11 protein-coding genes and 1 other RNA gene are annotated in these 16,452 nt (G+C 45.6%); 4 read left to right on the top strand and 8 right to left on the bottom strand.

Features of this window, described 5'->3' with window-relative positions; genetic code table 11:
- The first annotated feature begins 78 nt into the window (after positions 1–78).
- Positions 79–771, top strand: coding sequence for a response regulator transcription factor (locus QZW47_RS22590; RefSeq protein WP_293131773.1), 693 nt, complete (start codon positions 79–81; stop codon positions 769–771).
- Positions 772–894: 123 nt separating this feature from the next.
- Here the strand turns inward: QZW47_RS22590 and hemG are convergent, their stop codons facing one another.
- Positions 895–2,364, bottom strand: coding sequence for a protoporphyrinogen oxidase (gene hemG / locus QZW47_RS22585; protein WP_293131934.1), 1,470 nt, complete (start codon positions 2,362–2,364; stop codon positions 895–897).
- A 27-nt stretch (positions 2,365–2,391) separates the two neighbouring features.
- Here hemG and QZW47_RS22580 point away from each other — a divergent pair, with 27 nt between their 5' ends.
- A complete protein-coding gene (locus tag QZW47_RS22580) occupies positions 2,392–2,595 on the top strand; it encodes a hypothetical protein (protein ID WP_293131770.1) in 204 nt (67 codons plus the stop codon).
- Here the strand turns inward: QZW47_RS22580 and QZW47_RS22575 are convergent.
- Both QZW47_RS22575 and QZW47_RS22570 read right to left on the bottom strand, forming a co-directional pair.
- Positions 2,592–2,849 carry a DUF2811 domain-containing protein gene (locus QZW47_RS22575; RefSeq protein WP_050813024.1) on the bottom strand — a complete coding sequence of 86 codons (258 nt, stop codon included), beginning with the start codon at positions 2,847–2,849 and terminating at the stop codon, positions 2,592–2,594. The genes QZW47_RS22580 and QZW47_RS22575 overlap by 4 nt on opposite strands.
- A gap of 683 nt (positions 2,850–3,532) precedes the next feature.
- On the bottom strand, positions 3,533–4,111 hold the full coding sequence (locus QZW47_RS22570) for a class I SAM-dependent methyltransferase (RefSeq protein ID WP_366930920.1): 579 nt from the start codon (positions 4,109–4,111) through the stop codon (positions 3,533–3,535).
- Between the two features lie 325 nt (positions 4,112–4,436).
- On the opposite strand from QZW47_RS22570, the gene QZW47_RS22565 reads away from it, so the two are divergent.
- Complete coding sequence (locus tag QZW47_RS22565; RefSeq protein ID WP_293131764.1) at positions 4,437–4,628, top strand: hypothetical protein; 192 nt, start codon at positions 4,437–4,439, stop codon at positions 4,626–4,628.
- A gap of 228 nt (positions 4,629–4,856) precedes the next feature.
- Complete coding sequence (locus QZW47_RS22560; RefSeq protein WP_293131761.1) at positions 4,857–6,908, top strand: ATP-binding protein; 2,052 nt, start codon at positions 4,857–4,859, stop codon at positions 6,906–6,908.
- 680 nt (positions 6,909–7,588) lie between these two features.
- On the opposite strand, the gene QZW47_RS22555 is transcribed toward QZW47_RS22560, so the two are convergent.
- The 5 genes from QZW47_RS22555 to QZW47_RS22535 form a co-directional block, all read right to left on the bottom strand.
- On the bottom strand, positions 7,589–8,713 hold the full coding sequence (locus tag QZW47_RS22555; protein ID WP_293131758.1) for a Gfo/Idh/MocA family oxidoreductase: 1,125 nt from the start codon (positions 8,711–8,713) through the stop codon (positions 7,589–7,591).
- 223 nt (positions 8,714–8,936) lie between these two features.
- Entirely contained in the window at positions 8,937–9,644 is a 708-nt protein-coding gene (rnc, locus tag QZW47_RS22550) for a ribonuclease III (RefSeq protein ID WP_293131755.1), read from the bottom strand.
- 202 nt (positions 9,645–9,846) lie between these two features.
- An RNA gene (rnpB, locus tag QZW47_RS22545) (RNase P RNA component class A) lies at positions 9,847–10,279 on the bottom strand.
- Between the two features lie 160 nt (positions 10,280–10,439).
- A complete protein-coding gene (gene corA / locus QZW47_RS22540) occupies positions 10,440–11,603 on the bottom strand; it encodes a magnesium/cobalt transporter CorA (protein WP_293131753.1) in 1,164 nt (387 codons plus the stop codon).
- A 167-nt stretch (positions 11,604–11,770) separates the two neighbouring features.
- Positions 11,771–16,006 carry a PAS domain-containing protein gene (locus QZW47_RS22535; protein WP_293131750.1) on the bottom strand — a complete coding sequence of 1,412 codons (4,236 nt, stop codon included), beginning with the start codon at positions 16,004–16,006 and terminating at the stop codon, positions 11,771–11,773.
- Between the last annotated feature and the right edge of the window lie 446 nt (positions 16,007–16,452).

Raw genomic sequence — 16,452 nt, 5'->3', positions numbered from 1 at the left:
TTTTTTCGAGATTTGTATCCACTTTTCTATTATTATGGCTGAATATTCTTGCCTAATTCTTCAAGCAAAGTTGTGGTCATGGCCCCTGTAAAAATCCTTGTGGTTGATGACGACCCGGCAATCCGCAATTTAATTCACCGTTTTTTGAGCCAGCAAGGTTATCAAGTTGAGTCGGCCGAAGACGGTCAGACTGGTCTGGAATTATTTGAGCAACTCAATCCTGACTTAGTAGTTCTAGATGTAAATTTACCCGATACTACTGGGTATAAACTGTGTCAAGAAATGCAAAGACGGACGGGCGTGTTTGTGTTGATGCTGACCAGCCGAACCGATGAAGCTGACAAAATGAAAGGGTTTGCCGAAGGCGCTGACGACTACATTACTAAACCATTTAGCCTTGTAGAAATTGGAGCTCGCGTTGCAGCAATTCTCAAGCGCAAACGCATTGTTACTCCCGCTCAACAACAAACTCTTACCTTTGGGCAGCTACTAATAGACCCTGTGCGCCGCGAGGTAATTCTCAGCAGTCAGATAGTTGCTTTGACTGCTTTAGAATTTGACTTGCTATACTGTTTGGCCAGCAAACCCGGTCGCGTATGGAGGCGATCGGAATTGCTGCAAGAAGTCTGGGACTACGAGTATGTGGGAGCCGATCGCGTGGTGGATGTCCATATCGGTCAAATTCGCCGCAAAATTGAACCAGATACCAATCAAATTTCCATGATTCAAACCGTTCGGGGAGTGGGTTACAAATTTGAGCCAACAACCTAGCAGCACAAGATACAACACTTCCGAAGCGGGCTGACAAATATCCTTGATTCACATCCACGATATTTGTCAACCCGCCCTCGCGACGCGGCAACGGTAAGGTGCCGATCGCCCCAGCCCCACGACTTAAAACTTTGATTGCTGGTCGTGCAAATACTCGCTGACTTCAGAAGCCCGCTCAAAACCCCTCCGCACGCAATCTCCCAAAGCTACACCGCCAACGTAGTTGCTGCACAAATACAGCCCGGGCAATGATTTTAAGCCCCGATCGATCTGTTGCAGCCGATCGAAATAACCCAAATTGTACTGAGGAATTGCCCGCTTCCACACATTCACCGCTAAAACCTTCGGCTGCGCCGCCTCCGGCTTGAGCAAAATCCTAGACAAATCTCGATGCACCTCCCGAACGATTTGTTCCGAGTCCAGATTGCCAATGCCCGAATCAGTAGCCCCGCCGATATAACTCGTGAGAGTTTGCCAGCCCGCAGGCGCCCGACCTGCAAATAAACTCGATGTCCAAATCGTCCCCAGAGTGCGAATTCCCTGCCCCCTCGGGATTAAATTCCCAAAACCCACTAATTTGCCCTTGACATCCGACACCGGATATGCTAAGACAACGCAGGCAACCGTAGGATAAGTAAAAGCTTGTAAAGCGCTGCTAAGCGAGGGTTGCAGCGGCTCCAACAACTCGGCTGTAACGTAAGCCGGAGTTGTCAAAACCACAGTCCGGGCCTCAACTTCCTGCTGTCCGTCAGGCGTAGAGAAGACAGCAATATAAGTGTTGCGTGGTGTGCGATCGATCCGAGTCAGGTGCCATTTGAGTTTCAGCCGATCGCCCAATTGAGCGGCGATCGCCTCTGGCAGAGCCTTCAACCCGCCTTTAAACGAGCCCAACTCCCCCGGCTTAGTCTTGGGCACATTCGGGTCTGCAACAGTCTTGAGCGCCCCCTTACCAAGGGGTGGTTTTTTCCTAGCAGAAAGCAGCGCCCCCGCCACCAGCCCGCCACCCGCATCAGCCATCTTTGTTACCCGGCCAAAAGCCGCCGCCGCGCTAAGCTGTTGCGGATCTCCCGCATACACACCAGACACAAAGGGTTCCACCAACCGCTGCATCACTTCCGTCCCCAGATGGCGCGCGAAAAATTGAGAAACAGTTTCCTCATCGCCCTGCTGCGAAAGTTGAGCGCCCATGGCTGGCGCCACAAACCCCAAAGCCCCAAACAGCGCCCGCAGTTTCCCCGGAAAACTCAGCAACTGAGACTGAACCATCGCCCCGGGAGTCATCGGCACCGGTTGCAGCTTATTTTGCCAATAAACATAACGCGGTAATTGGCGATCGGCAAAAATCAACTTTTGTTTCAACCCCACATCCACAGCCAACTTCAGCAATTCAGGCGTCGGCGAAAAACTGTTCGGGCCCTCCTCCCAGAGAAATCCTTCCCGCGTCGCAGTCGTGATGTTCCCGCCCACGCGTCCCTGACTCTCAGCAACTAAAATCTTCAGCATTGATGCAGTAGTTGCACCTTTGTCAAGTGCGTGCGCCAAACTCAAGCCGCTAATACCCGCACCTACAATTAAGGTATCTAAAAGTTCCATATTACACATAAAAATATCGCACTCTTTATGTTACATGGGTTTGCACGGCTTGTGTTCTTGGCTGTACTGCAAAACCGCTTTGTGATTACCGAATTTGGCATCGGTACTAGGAAATTGAGAATTGGCGATCGGGAATCGGGAATCGGGAATTGGCAATTGGGAATCGGGAATTGGCGATCGGGCATTTCCCAAGCATTTTTCCCCAAGTCCCGATCGCACCCTCTCCTTTAAGACGACGGAGTTACATTGTTACTGTGCAAGTCTTGAGGAGATTGAAACAGAGTTTCCAGATAAACTCTCGCAGCTTGGCGGTAGCTGCGCGAGGCTTCCGGCGTACCGCTGTCGGCATTTTGCAACAAAAACAGTGACAGGGCCGCGCAAAATACTCGGTCTAGATCCCATTCGGGGTGGGTTTCCAGGTAAGTTTTGAGAGAATCGTGCAGCGTTTCGGGAATTTCGGCAAAAATACTGACTGTTGGGTTCATCATTTTTTAGTCTCGCTAATAAATTGAAAATAGAACCCCCCTTTCGGCCGGATACAGGTGCAGGCACAGCCGAAATCAGAGCGCTTTTTTAGGTAGGTCGCATCATTGTGCGCTATCAGGGGGTACGTCTGTCAATGTTGCGAAATATTACAAAGCCGTCCCTATCCCAAAAAGATTTACGAAATAATAGGGTTTTGAGCCTGATTTTTATTACATAAATTTATATTTCGAGGCAAGTATGAGGAGTTAGGCAGCAAGTTCACGAAATCCCCAATTCCGCAGTAAGATGCTACCTTACCGTTAAATTCTGTGGAAAACTTCGCCCAATCTGTGGAAAACCTCGAACTAGCCTGTGGAAACGCTGTGGAATGTTTAGGGAAAAGTCAGGGAAAAAATAAGAATTGCAAAGGGGAGTTATCGGTCATGGGTCATGGGTGATGGGAATCGGTATTTGGTAATGCTGATTGGTGTTTTCAGCAAATTCTGGGGTGGGAGGTGCGAGGGTGTGTGCGGTTGAAAGCAGTTTGGTTCTGCCGCAGTTGATCGCCCTTTCCGACAAAGGCCAACAGTCATTTTACTTTTTTTACCCAGAAACTTTTATTTGACTTTTGCTGATGTCTGGTTGTTAAGGGACGGCATTGAATTTTCTGACAGCTTGCCACTCCAAAAAATGATAAAATTTATCATTTTCCCGAGAACGTGCTCGAACATAACATTGATTTCCAAAAATAAGGGCAACGACCAGCAAATTTAAATTCAATGTCTGTGTATCCTTCAGATATTAATAATTTAGTCAGGGTCTGTACCGAAAAAAATTTAATGTGACCGTTGTCCCAAAGCACGGTAAAATGTTTGTCTAGTTGACCAGTAAGAGCCATAGCCAGGTTTTTTAAATAGCCGTGATAGGGGGTAGAAATAATTAGCGTACCTCCTGGTTTGAGGCATTTGTGGGCATTTTTTGCCAATTCTTTCGGATAAAGTAAGTGTTCGATTACTTCCACGGCTAAGACAACATCAAATGAGTGCAGCATATCGAGATCGGGGAGTTCATAAATATCTGCTTGGAGAAACTGACACTCGGGGAAACTTTGACGGGAGATGGCAATTCCAGGTGCAGAAGTATCCACGCCGACAACTTCGCAGCCGTGCTCTGCTATGACGTGACTGAGGCTGCCATTGCCGCAGCCGAGATCCAAAACTCGCAGTTTTGTAGGGCTGGCATCCTGAAGTGTCGCCAGCATTTCTAAAAGGGGAGATATCAAATAAGCGTGATGATATCTGGGACGGTTGTTTGTGTAATAATACGTATAATTGGTAAAGTTTTTTTTCATCGATGATTAAGGTATGGAGACTATTGCCGAGACCGCAAATTTCCGGAGAGTGGGTGCACTGTTTGGGTGAATGTTCGCCACGTTAGGGGTGTGAGAGTCGATCGGCTACTCGATCGTCTCATGGTTTGACAGGTGAATTGTTGTCACCGAATCCACCGGATGTGAAAATAAATCTTTCACAGGGTGCAAAATCTCGCATCCCCGATTCGATCGGGTTGATGTCGAAGGCATTCAGAAAAAAAAAGTCGGCTCTAGCATGAATTATCTCTCGATCGCTAGCCGGATACAGAATTGCTTTTCTCTTACCTTCGACCGCAACAGCAGCATCGATGCGATTTTACCTTCGAGCAACTGCGGTGTGTCAACGGTGAGGTTTTTTTGCAGCCGGAAAAATATTCCCCTCAGGGCGCAAGTCGGGCGCCAGTCGATCGGAGAATTGAAGATGTAAATGTGACCGAAATCACAGGCATTTGCCCGACAAATTGCTGAGCATCTTTAAGTGAAGACAGTTAGCATCGAGATTAGTACGGTGGCTTCTATAATTGTGTTTAACTGTGGTTGAGAAGCTGTGTTGTCTCGTCAGCAGAACACTCCAGACAGGTTCCCGCTGTCGATCGGTTTGGTTTATTGCACTATGGTCTCTGTTGGGTGTTGCACCTTAATTTAGATATGTCCTATGGTTAAGTTAGGTCAATCCTCCTTTCGCCGTATTTTACTGTCGCGGATTTTGTTGCTGAGCGTACCTGTTTTACTGGTGGGGGAGTATGTTACCTATCGCAAGGCACGCTCGACGCTTCTGGAAACTGCTCGTCAAAACTTGACAGAAAGTGCCGTCAGAAAAGCAGAAACTATTGAACAGTGGGCAAAATCCCTGAAGTCGAATCTGATCGGCGCTTCCCAAAACTCGATGTTGCAGTCTGTCGAGCCCAAGGATTATCAAAAGTTTATCGCGCAATTAGGGCAGCGGTTGCCAGCCCAGGTAGATTGCTTGCAATTGACTAATTTACAGACAAATCAAGTGATCGCGAGCACTTGCGGGCAGCAGCCGATTCAGTCCCTGCCTCCCAATTTTTGGCCCACCGTGCAGCAGCAGCAAACGCTGCTGGACGACAAGAGCGTTTACATCAGTCTGGCGTGGCCCGTGCAGCGGCAGGGGAAAGAAAACAACAATAAGCAAGCTTTGGATAGTGAGGATTTTCCAGAGGCGGGTAAAGAAGGCCGCGACAGCCAAGTCAGTTTGGTGTTGAGCGCTCCTGTTTACATTCGTCGGGGCAACAACCGGCAGTTGAGTTATGCTTTGAGTTTGCAGTCGGCCCTGCCGGTGCAAACCAGCGCTCCTAAGGGTTCTCTAGCGGGCTACACGGTGGCGATCGACCAAGATGGCACGATTTTGGCACACCCGAATATCAACCGCGTCGGCCGCAATATCGACGCCGAGGCAGACGCCGATCGACTAAAAAGTATTGTCAGAAGGGCGATCGCAGGCGGACAAGCTTTTCTCCACCTGTTTTCCTTTGACAAAAATGGGGTAGAGTTGCTAGCAGGATACGCAGCGATACCGAGCCCTTCAACTAAAGAGGAAAACAGCAAATGGATTATTTTAGCTGTCTCTCGTTTAGATAGCGCTCTGTCCGGTTTAGAAGAAATTCAGCAAGTTTTATTTAATTTAATTGTTGGTTTGGTTGCTGCTAGTATCATCGCCACTTTATATTTATCTCGCGACTTAGCGCGTCCTTTAGAAAAACTCAGAGACTACGCGCTCAAAGTGGATACAGAAGCGCCCGAAGCAGTGCCGCAAAATTTCCAAATTAGGGAATTCAACCAACTATCAGAAGCACTCAACAGCATGGTACAGCGCCTCAGATCCTGGGCGAGTGAATTGGAAGTAGCCACCAAGGAAGCGCAAGTAGCCAATCAGTTAAAAAATGAATTTTTGGGCAATATTTCTCATGAATTGAGAACACCACTCAACGGGATTATAGGTTTTATTCAGATTGTGCGGGACGGCTACTGCGATGACCGAGATGAAGAGATGGAGTTTTTGCAGCGGGCGCACGACTCGTCAATGCAATTGCTCAATATTATTAATGATATTTTGGACATTGCTAAAATAGAATCCGGCACCTTTTCCCTGATGTTAGAAGTAGTTGATATAACTCAGGTACTTGAAGACGCCATTGAGTTACAAGCAGCTCAAATTCAAGAAAAAGGTTTGAAATTAAGCTTGCCAGAGCCTCACGACCCAATTATTGTTCATGCCGATCCGGAAAAGCTAAAACAGGTGTTTTTGAACGTTTTGAGCAATGCCGTTAAGTTTACAGAGTCGGGCAGCATTAGTCTATCTCTGCGGCTAGAATCTAGGAATAATTCTGCTATTTTTAACGGCAGTACCCCGGAAAGTATGGGTCAGGGAGGCGAAGCCGATTGGGTGGTGGTGACAATTAAAGACACCGGAATTGGTATCGATCCCGAGCAGCAGCAGAAATTGTTTCAACCTTTTGTGATGGCTGACGGTTCTACAACTCGCAAGTTTGGCGGTAACGGTTTGGGCTTGGCTATCTCGCGCAGGATTATGGAATCTATGATCGGAAGCATTACCCTGCACAGCACGGGTGTAAATCAAGGTACTTCGGTGATGATTTCTTTGCCTGTCAATCAGCAGTCAAGTTTTTATTTTCACAGTCAGGACTTGGTAACAGAAAAGGGAAATTTCAAAAGTTATGACTGATTTTCTCAATTGTTAAATTATTCAACTTTAAAATCTCAACTGGGGATAAAAAATGAAAATTTTTAAAATTATAATATCGTGTTCTGTCGATTAACCGTAATAAGTAGGGCTTGCTGAATAAAAGTAGAAAGCCGACCAGATAAGGGGTTTAAGCTTTTGAAGCTCGAATAAGTGCAAGTTATCCGCTCAGGATCGCTCAAAACCCTTGCACCTTCGTTATTCATTTCTGGCTAAATTTGGTAATTTAGCAATAAACCTACGATTTTTCAAGCTGTGTAGCCTCATTTTTCCACTACATACACTTTTTCAGCAAGCCCTAAGTAAGGAATGAGAATTAAATAACTTCCACAAGTTTGTGGGATGGGCGTCCCGCCCGTCCTATTTGGACGGGCGGGACGCCCATCCCACGATAACAATTAAAATTGTAAGTTATTTAATTTGCGATCTATCGGGTTCGACGCCCATCCCACGATAACAATTAAAATTGTAAGTTATTTAATTTGCGATCTATCGGGTTCGTAGTGCGGACTTTAGTCCGCAGTATGTTGCGGACTTTAGTCCGCACTACGAACGGTTTTTGTGATAGTAATCGACCAAACGTGATCTTAGGGCCGATTTTCGCAATTCTTCAATTATTAAACTTGAAAATCTAAAATAATCTAAAATCTAAAATCTCAAATCTAAAATGGTATCAGTGGCTGTCCACCGAGTTCGAGAGATTTGCTCAAAGCGCTGAGAATGCCGATTAATTCGACGGAAGCAGATCCAGAAGAGGTAGGACAGGGGGTATTTGTTTGCACGCAGTTGAGGAAGCGATCGCACACTCGTCTCAGCGGTTCTACCTGTTCTAAATTTAACACTTCTCGGTACCTGATACTGCTGGGTTGCGGCACGCGCGGCGAAGCTATCCCGTAGGGAATCGCACTTTCGGCAAAATTATCCTCTTCGCCCCCCCGATTTGAACCACCGCGCTGCAAAATCAGAGGAGTTTCCGGCAACATTTCATCAAAAATCAAAGTTCCCAAACTGCCAACAACTGTTAAGCGCCGCTGTTTGTCAGGATTTAGCCAGCACAGGTGAATGAATGCTTGAAATCCGTCAGGATAAATCAGCGTTACCCAAACTAAATCTGCTAATCCTTCTTCTTGATTGATTCCTTCTTCCTGAATCCCTCTTGTTACCATGAGGGAACCCGAAGGGCCTTCTGGCTTCGGAAATACAGTACCCGTCGCCCTGACTTGAATTGGGGTTTGTTGCAGCCAAGTATTAAAAATAGCGATATCGTGAACTGCCAAGTCCCAAAGGGCATCAACATCGTGCCGTACCGGTTCAAAATGGGTGCGCTGGGCGTAACCGTAGCGCAAGTTTCCGAGTTGATGCTGCTGAATAATCCTTTGGCCGCGATCGACTGCGGGATGAAACAAATAAGTGTGATCGACGAAGAGTTGCCGCTGCTGTTTTTGGGCTAATTCGCAGAGTTCTATTGCTTCACTGAGGTTGAGGGCAAGGGGTTTTTCTACTAAGACGTGGTAGCCTTGTTTCAGGGCTGCGGTTGCGAGGGTGTAGTGTGTAGAAGCTGGAGTGGCGATCGCCACAGCATCCAGTCCTGGCAATCCTTGCACTTGTGACCAATCGGTAGCTAGAATCACCGAGGGATGCAGGTTAAACTGTTTTTGAACAGCCACCAATGAATCTCTATTCTGGTCTACCACCGCTAACAGTTGGCTGTTGGGATGTTCGAGAAAGTTGCGAATTAGGTTAACTCCCCAGCGGCCCGCACCCAATATAGCTATTCCGATTTTCATTGATAATAACTTCAAAAATCGCACACCAATCATAGCATATTTGGTAATTATTGGGTGTGTTTTAATCCTAAAAAAATGCGAATTCCAATTCCCAATCCCCAATCCCCAATTACCGATGACTAATAACTAATCACTACTGTCAACTGCCAACTGTCAACTGTCAACTGCCAACTGTCAACTGTCAACTGCCAACTGTCAACTGCCAACTGCCAACTGACAACTGTCAACTGTCAACTGTCAACTGACTAAAAGCTACCTGAGCCGCTGATTGTTCGGCCGCTTTGATCGATCGACCTTTTCCCTCTGCTACCAACTCTCCCTGAATGTGAACCTCGGCAGTAAAACGATCCTCGCCGCCCTGTACTGTCCCGGTTTCTCGCACGCTATATTTGGGTAAAGTTTTGTATTTGCCTTGAGTCAACTCTTGGAGAGCAGCTTTGTAGTTTTGGCGGGCCGGATCACTGCGAATTTCCGCCGCTAAACGTTGAAAGTGACCATCTAACCAAGGGCGAATTAATTCTAACGTCTGGGTACTCAAATAAAGGGCAGCCAGCAACGCTTCCAAAGAATCTGCCAGCCGGGGCACCGCGCCTGTTTTGTCGGCTGCGGCGCTGCTGGAAACGATTAAATAGCGATCGAACCCGTAACTGTCAGCGATTTTAGCAAGGATGCGATCGCTCACCAAGATCGATCGAATAGCCGCAAACTCTCCTACCGCACAGTCAGGATAAATCTCAAACAACAATTCTGACGCCGCCAGCCGCACCACAGCATCGCCTACAAACTCTAATTGCTCGTAATTTGCCTTAGCAGACGCGCTCGCATGAGTCAAAGCTAAATCGACAAAATGCCATTTGATCGCAGCATTTTTCGGCAGTCCCAATTTTTCAATTAATACTTCAAGTTGCTTTTGGCGACCCGGATAAATCATAGGATTTTAGATTTTAGATTTTAGATTTTATAATTGGTAATGATTAAGGAACATCATAGTTTGGAGCTTGTCTACAGTTGCATTCTTTTTTGAAACAACTATTCAGATTTATTTTAATAAAAAAACCACTCTGACCAATAAATATTCTGTTACTAAAATATTTCTGCGGGTGCTAATCAGCCAACCTTAGCGAAATTGGAGGAGAAAAAGTCGGACATAAGCCGGGTTCTGTTATCTCAACTGCAAGCAGTTTTTGACGGCAGTTATCTATCTGGGACGCCTGTTACCAGACGCCTCAAGCGGTACCAAAAAACGGAACCGGTAAAAAACCAACCATAGTCCCTCCGACCTTGCTCCCAACCGGGGTTTACCGAGCCAGCACCTCTCGATGCTGCTGGTGCGCTCTTACCGCACCTTTGCACCCTTACCCCCTAACACTTTGCGATTTTTGACGATCGATTTTTGATGCAATCTCAAATCTCTCATCTCCCATCTCTAATGGGGGGCGGTATCTTTCTGTGGCACTATCCTCACGATCGCTCGCACTGGGCGTTACCCAGCAAGTTTGGTTTTTCGGGAGCCCGGACTTTCCTCAGACTAGCTTTCGCCAATCCGCAACCGCCTGCGCCTACTTTTTCCCCAGACTTATTGTACAGGAATTAAACCATCTTCCGACTAAAATTTAAAATGGTATTACCTACATTTGCATTTTTTTGAACTGGCATCATAGACATATCAACGCCGTGTCCCGAAAAATGTCGTGTGGGGCGATCGCATTTTATGGAATTCCTGGGTTCAGTCATCCTTAAGAGTAGAAAAATTCTCAAACCAGCCGCGCCGCCAGAAGAAGTAAACTAAAGTAGAGGCGATCGCTAGCATCAGCCCCCAACAAAGCGGATAGCCAAAATACCAATTCAGTTCTGGCATATTCAACGGTGATTTCTCTGTATTAAAATTCATCCCGTATACTCCCGCCACAAAAGTTAGAGGAATAAAGATACTCGAAATCACCGTCAGTAATTTCATAATTTCATTCATCTTATTGCCTACCGAAGACAAGTAAACATCCATCAAACCCGAAGATAACTCTCGATAGGTTTCCACCATATCCATCACCTGCACCGTGTGATCGTAACAGTCGCGCAGATAAATTCGCACTTCTGGACTAATCAAATCGCTGCTATCTCGAATTAGCGTATTAATGGCATCGCGCTGCGGCCAAATGGCGCGGCGCAGCGTCAGCAATTCTCTGCGAATTTTATAGATTTTTTCCAGGGTTTTGCGGGTGGGGTGCATCACCACTTCATCCTCTAACTCTTCAATCCGCTCTCCGTATAGTTCTAATACTGGGAAGAATCCATCTATAATCGAATCTAGGAGAGTGTAGGCCAGATAATCTGCTTTGTGCTTGCGAATAGTTCCTTGTCCTTTACGAATGCGATCGCGCACCGGGCCAAAACAATCATAGTCTGGTTCTTCCTGAACAGTTAGCAGATAGTGCTTGCCCAAAATAAAACTTACTTGTTCTTTGTGGAAATTCTCTGAATTTGGCTTAATCATCACCATCCAAGCAATGATTAAAATGTGTTCTTCATAGTCTACAACTTTGGGTCGCTGGGGAACATTAACTACATCTTCCTGAGCCATCTCGTGCAAATTAAACACTTCGCCCATTTGTCGCCAAGTTTCTTTGTTTCCCAATCCTAATAAATCGACCCAAGAAACAGATTCTGTATCTAAATAGGCAGCAGCTTCTTGAGGATTTTCCAATTTTGCTTTAGAAGCTGATGCCTCGCAATAGTCAATTAATACAATCTCGGGAGGTGCGGCATCTGGTTCTAAGTCGAGAGTTCCTGGAGGCGCTCCCGGATCGTCATAAAAATAGTCAACGTAGGAATCATCATCATCTTTTATTGTTTTTGCAACTGCACTAGAAGTATTTATGCTTTTGTATGCCATGTTGATATTCTTGACGTTTAGAACATTTAATTAGATTATCATTTTTCTCGTACAACTACCAATTACCAATTACCAATTACCAATTGCCAATTACCCATTACCAATTACCCATTACCAATTACCCATTACCAATTACCAATTACCCATTACCCATTACCAATTACCCATTACCTCTGTCGAATTGGAATCTCGATCGCAAATTCAGTTCCCCCACCGGGCGCGGAAATGCAGCGCAGCGCGCCCCTGTGTCTTTCCACCACAATCTGATAGGAGATTGACAGTCCCAAACCAGTACCTTTGCCGACTGGTTTAGTAGTAAAAAATGGGTCGAATATCCGAGATTTAACAGACTCTGCCATTCCTGGACCATTATCCGAAATTGCGATCGCCACCCGATTATTCTCCAAAATCGTCGTGCGAATGCGAATCGAAGGCAATACATCGCAAGCCAAAGGTAAACTCGGAAAATTTTGCCCTTCCCCATCCGTTACACTTGCCAATTCCAACTTTCTATTTCTGACATCAGCTAAAGCATCAATAGCATTATTTAAAATATTCATAAACACTTGATTTAACTGTCCGACGTAGCACTGTACTGGTGGCAGTATTCCATATTCTTTAACTATTTCAATCTGCCGATTTCTGCCACTATTTTCTTTAAATTTGTGTTGCAGAATTAACAGAGCACTGTCAATTCCTTCGTGAATATCAACACGCTTAATATCTGATTCTTCCAGACGCGAAAAATTACGCAAAGACAGAACTATTGCGCGAATTCTGTCTGCTCCGGTTTGAATCGAATTTAGCAGGTGTGGGAAATCATCTTTCATGAATTCAATTTCTATTTGCTCGGCAAAATCCGCGATTTCAGAAACAGGTTCCGGGTAATGATCTTGATACAAACTGCATAGTTGCAGCAAATTTTTGGCATACTCGTTAGCGTGAATGATATTGCCGTAGATAAAACTGACAGGATTGTTAATTTCGTGAGCAATTCCTGCTACTAATTGCCCCAAACTCGACATTTTTTCGGCTTGAATTAGTTGGGCTTGAGTCGTGCCTAATTTTTTTAATGTTTGCTCTAGCTCGCGATTTTTATGTTTTAATTGAGATTCTGCTTGTTTGCGCTTGGTAATATTGCGGGCGATGGCGATCGCCTGACTAGAGTTAAAAGGCAGCAATCTCGCCTCATAGGTTTCTTCTCCAGACGGCATGGTTAGTGAATACTCTAGATTAACTGGAGTTCTGTTTTCAGCAACTTCAAGAAGAGCCTGCTCGAACTGGCTAGCAGCGGTTGGTGGCAATATATCGGTGATTCGTTTGCCAAGAAAATAGTCGGAGTTGACGTACAAATCGGCTGAATTTCCTGACAAGTAATCCAAAATAATGCCGTCAGCATCGAGGCGGAAATACAAATCGGGCAATGCCAGAAAAACAGATTCCAACTCCGAAGTTTTTTGGCGCAATGCTTCTTGGGCGTAGTAGCGATCGCTAATATCCAAAATTACCCCGTCTAAACAGGAAACGCTCCCATCTGCCTCGAACACGGGAGAACCTTTATCCCACACCCATTTAACCGTGCCGTCTGCTGCTAGCAAGCGGTATTCCAAGTTATAAGACTGTTTGCTTTCTATTCCTTGCCGAATTGTTGCTTCTACTTTTGCCAAATCTTCCGGGTAAATAATGCTAGCAAAAGTCCTGTCTCCCCTATCCGAAGACGAAATAAACTCCGCAGCATGGTAGCCAGCTAGTAAGTAAACGGCATCGCTAATAAAAGTTGTCGAAAAATCGCAATTCCAGCGATAAACCACTCCGGGAATATTAGCTACCAAAGAGCGATATCTGGCGGCGCTTTTGCGCAAAGCTGCTTCCGATTCATGGCGTTCTGTAATATCATGAGTGAAAGCTAGCACTGCAAATATATTGCCTTCAGCATCGCGCAGGGGAAGTTTTTGGGTGTCTAAAATATGTACTGAACCGTCAGCAACTGTTGCCGCATCGCAGGGATTGTGGATGATTTCCCCAGCAAGTACAGCAGAGTCATCGTTGCGGAATCCTCGGATATTCTTGGCGGAATTCCCAAATATGAGATCTTGTGAAAATCCTAATTCTACATCTGTTTTACCAAGAATTTCTTGGACTGTTTTGCCGATCGCTTGTGCTAAACTCTTGTTTGCCAAAATATAGCGAAAATCTTTGTTTTTGGCAAAAATCCAGTCGCTAGTTTTGTCGATTACCGTGCGCAGCAGTTGTTCGGAACTTTCGGTTTGTGCTAAAGCTACTTGCAATTCTGCTTCTAGGCACTTACTCACTGTAATGTTTTCAAATGCAACGCCGACGCTGTTGTTGGGTAAGGGAAAAGCTTTAATAGAAAAAGCGCGAGTTATTTTCCCCTCTTCGTCGCAGTCAATATCTTCAACTTCTACGGCTTTTTGGCTGCGAATTACCTCAGCAAATGCTTGGGGAATGTTTTTCGATCGCGAATTTGGGAAAATTTCGTCGATTGTCATGCCCAAAACGTCGGCCATTTCTAGCCCGGTAAACTTGGTAGCGGCGGGATTTGAGGCGATCGCCCTCAAGCTGGTATCATCGTCTATATTTTCCAAATGGTAGACGTACAAACCAATTTGCATATTTTCGACAATTTGGTCGTAGAGGCGCACGCTTTCGTCTACCTGTCTGCGTTCGGTAATATCTTCAGTAATCCCCAAAACGTACTGAGGATGCCCGGCGGCGTCAAGAATTGGCACTTTGCGGGTGTGCAGTATTCTCATACCTTTGTGGCGAGTTTGGATCGGTTCTTCGGCTATTTCTTTAACAATAGATTGGTTGTGATGAGCGGTCAATATTTCCCTATCTTGAGCGGTGAAAACATCAGCTTGTTCTTTGGAGTAAATATCATAGTCATTTTTGCCGATCGCCTCTTGAGATGTCACACCTGCGATCGTTTCCCCCGCCTTATTCCACAGCACGAATTTTAGGGAAGAAGCATCTTTAGCAAAAACTCCCACCGGCAGATTTTCTACTACCGAATTGAGGAAGCCCCTAGCTGATTTTAATTCAGCTTCTGCGCGCTTGCGTTCGATGCCTAAAGCGATGACATCGGCAACGGATGCTAAAGTTTCCTCAAAGGGTGTTGTCAGCGACTGGTGGCTGACAATTACCATGACTCCCACTAGCCTTTCTTCGACAATTAAAGGGTAGCCGGCGAAGGTAAGAATTTGGTTGGGGATGTAGCAATTTTCCTGATTGTGACTGCTGTCTATAATTGCTAATTGCGAACTGTGTACCGTGGCTTCTCCAGAGACTTTCTCCTCTAGCCCTAAATTATTTAGTTCAAATCCGCAGTCAAATAGTGGTTTTTGGTGTAGGGCGATCCAGTTAACCTTATTTTGAATGAATTTAGCTACATCGTCTGTGCGCCTGTAGATTCCCGAGGTTGCTTGCAACTGGCAAACATTGTATTGAGAGTTAAAAGTCCAAATTTCAGCAGAGGCGACATCGAGATTTTGTACCATTGCCTCGCAACAAGGAAGCAGGATATCTTGAGGGTGTTTGGTGAGGGCAATACCAACATCTGCCACCATTGCTGTGAGGCGAGAAGCTTGGGCTTTTTCGGCTTCCAACCGTTTGCGATCGGTGATATCTTCCACCAAGGAAAGTACGGTAAAAGTGTCGCCGCTGCGAATAATCGAGTTGAACCAGCGACACCAAATTATCTGTCCGCTTTTAGTTTTATTTTGATTGATTGAAGTATTGCCGTTGCCGGAGGCTAGTTCTAGTTCGATCGCACTTATAGCCTCTCTATCCTCCTGGCAAACCAAAGCTAAATCGCCGAACTGCTTACCCAGCATATCATCCGATGTCCAGCCAAAGATTTCTTCAGCGCGTTTCGACCACTGAACGATCCGAAACTCTTCATCCCAGCCTACCATTGCCAGGGGACTGTTAGCTGCATTCAACCACAGTAAATGATTCGATCGGCGCAACTGTTGAGTTTTCTGCTGCTGCCAGCGGTAGTGCCTGGTGATATCTCTCCCGACGCCCAAAACGCGCATCTGGTTGGTAGAGGCATCCACCGCTGGCGTGTAAGCCGTTTCGTAGATTTTAATCCCGCCATCTGCCGCCGTCACCTCGTGAATTGCCAGCTTTTTTTCCCCTGTGATAAATACTTGTTGGAGGCAGGAATCAATTTGCGATATGATATTTTTGAGAGAGGTCTTATTGGGATATAATTTCAATAATTCCTGATGAGTTTTGTTGAGTATTTCAGGTGGCTCCAATCCCATCCAGCTAGCAGCAACAGGATTGATGTATATGTACTTTCGCTGTCGATCGCACTCTAGGAAAGCATCAACAGAGTCAGAGAAAAAAGACTGTAACGAGTTGATAACTTCCTGCATGGGTATTTTTTGATCACTTGCAAGTTAAGCTTTAAAATTTTCCTAAAGTTAGTTTAACTCACTCAAATATTTTTGTGCACTGTACTGCTGCGGTTCCCGGTGCAATTTTCAGCGCCGTTCCCTATAATACAAAAGATTTCAGGAGATAGTATTTTTTGGAATATAACTTAATTAGAGCATCTGCTCTTTTTTTCAACAAGACGCATCGGATACAAAAGAGAGATCGGGAGAGAGGGAGAGAGGGGGAAAGACGCGGTTGTTTGGAAAAAATTTTCGTAATTGCTCAACCCCCTCAAATGACAATCTAAACGTCTGGAACCTTTACACCGTAAAGATTGTAAGTTTTTGCGAGTGATGCCAATCGAGTCCCAACTTTTAATATTCAGAAGCCCAAACCCGCATTCGATCCTTAACTCCTCTAAAAAATGGATTTTCTCTATTTTTGA

The sequence above is a fragment of the Microcoleus sp. bin38.metabat.b11b12b14.051 genome (assembly GCF_013299165.1).
Classification (GTDB): Bacteria; Cyanobacteriota; Cyanobacteriia; order Cyanobacteriales; family Microcoleaceae; genus Microcoleus.
The sequence above is the reverse complement of the archived record's forward strand: the minus strand, read 5'-3'. Positions and strand labels throughout refer to the sequence as shown.

Excerpts from the sequence above, each read along its gene's own strand:
- hemG (WP_293131934.1), bottom strand. The coding sequence starts at position 2,364 with ATGGAACTTTTAGATACCTTAATTGTAGGTGCGGGTATTAGCGGCTTG.
- QZW47_RS22580 (WP_293131770.1), top strand. The coding sequence starts at position 2,392 with ATGTTACATGGGTTTGCACGGCTTGTGTTCTTGGCTGTACTGCAAAAC.
- QZW47_RS22565 (WP_293131764.1), top strand. The coding sequence starts at position 4,437 with ATGAATTATCTCTCGATCGCTAGCCGGATACAGAATTGCTTTTCTCTT.
- QZW47_RS22590 (WP_293131773.1), top strand. The coding sequence starts at position 79 with ATGGCCCCTGTAAAAATCCTTGTGGTTGATGACGACCCGGCAATCCGC.
- QZW47_RS22575 (WP_050813024.1), bottom strand. The coding sequence starts at position 2,849 with ATGAACCCAACAGTCAGTATTTTTGCCGAAATTCCCGAAACGCTGCAC.
- QZW47_RS22535 (WP_293131750.1), bottom strand. The coding sequence starts at position 16,006 with ATGCAGGAAGTTATCAACTCGTTACAGTCTTTTTTCTCTGACTCTGTT.
- rnc (WP_293131755.1), bottom strand. The coding sequence starts at position 9,644 with ATGATTTATCCGGGTCGCCAAAAGCAACTTGAAGTATTAATTGAAAAA.
- corA (WP_293131753.1), bottom strand. The coding sequence starts at position 11,603 with ATGGCATACAAAAGCATAAATACTTCTAGTGCAGTTGCAAAAACAATA.
- QZW47_RS22560 (WP_293131761.1), top strand. The coding sequence starts at position 4,857 with ATGGTTAAGTTAGGTCAATCCTCCTTTCGCCGTATTTTACTGTCGCGG.
- QZW47_RS22555 (WP_293131758.1), bottom strand. The coding sequence starts at position 8,713 with ATGAAAATCGGAATAGCTATATTGGGTGCGGGCCGCTGGGGAGTTAAC.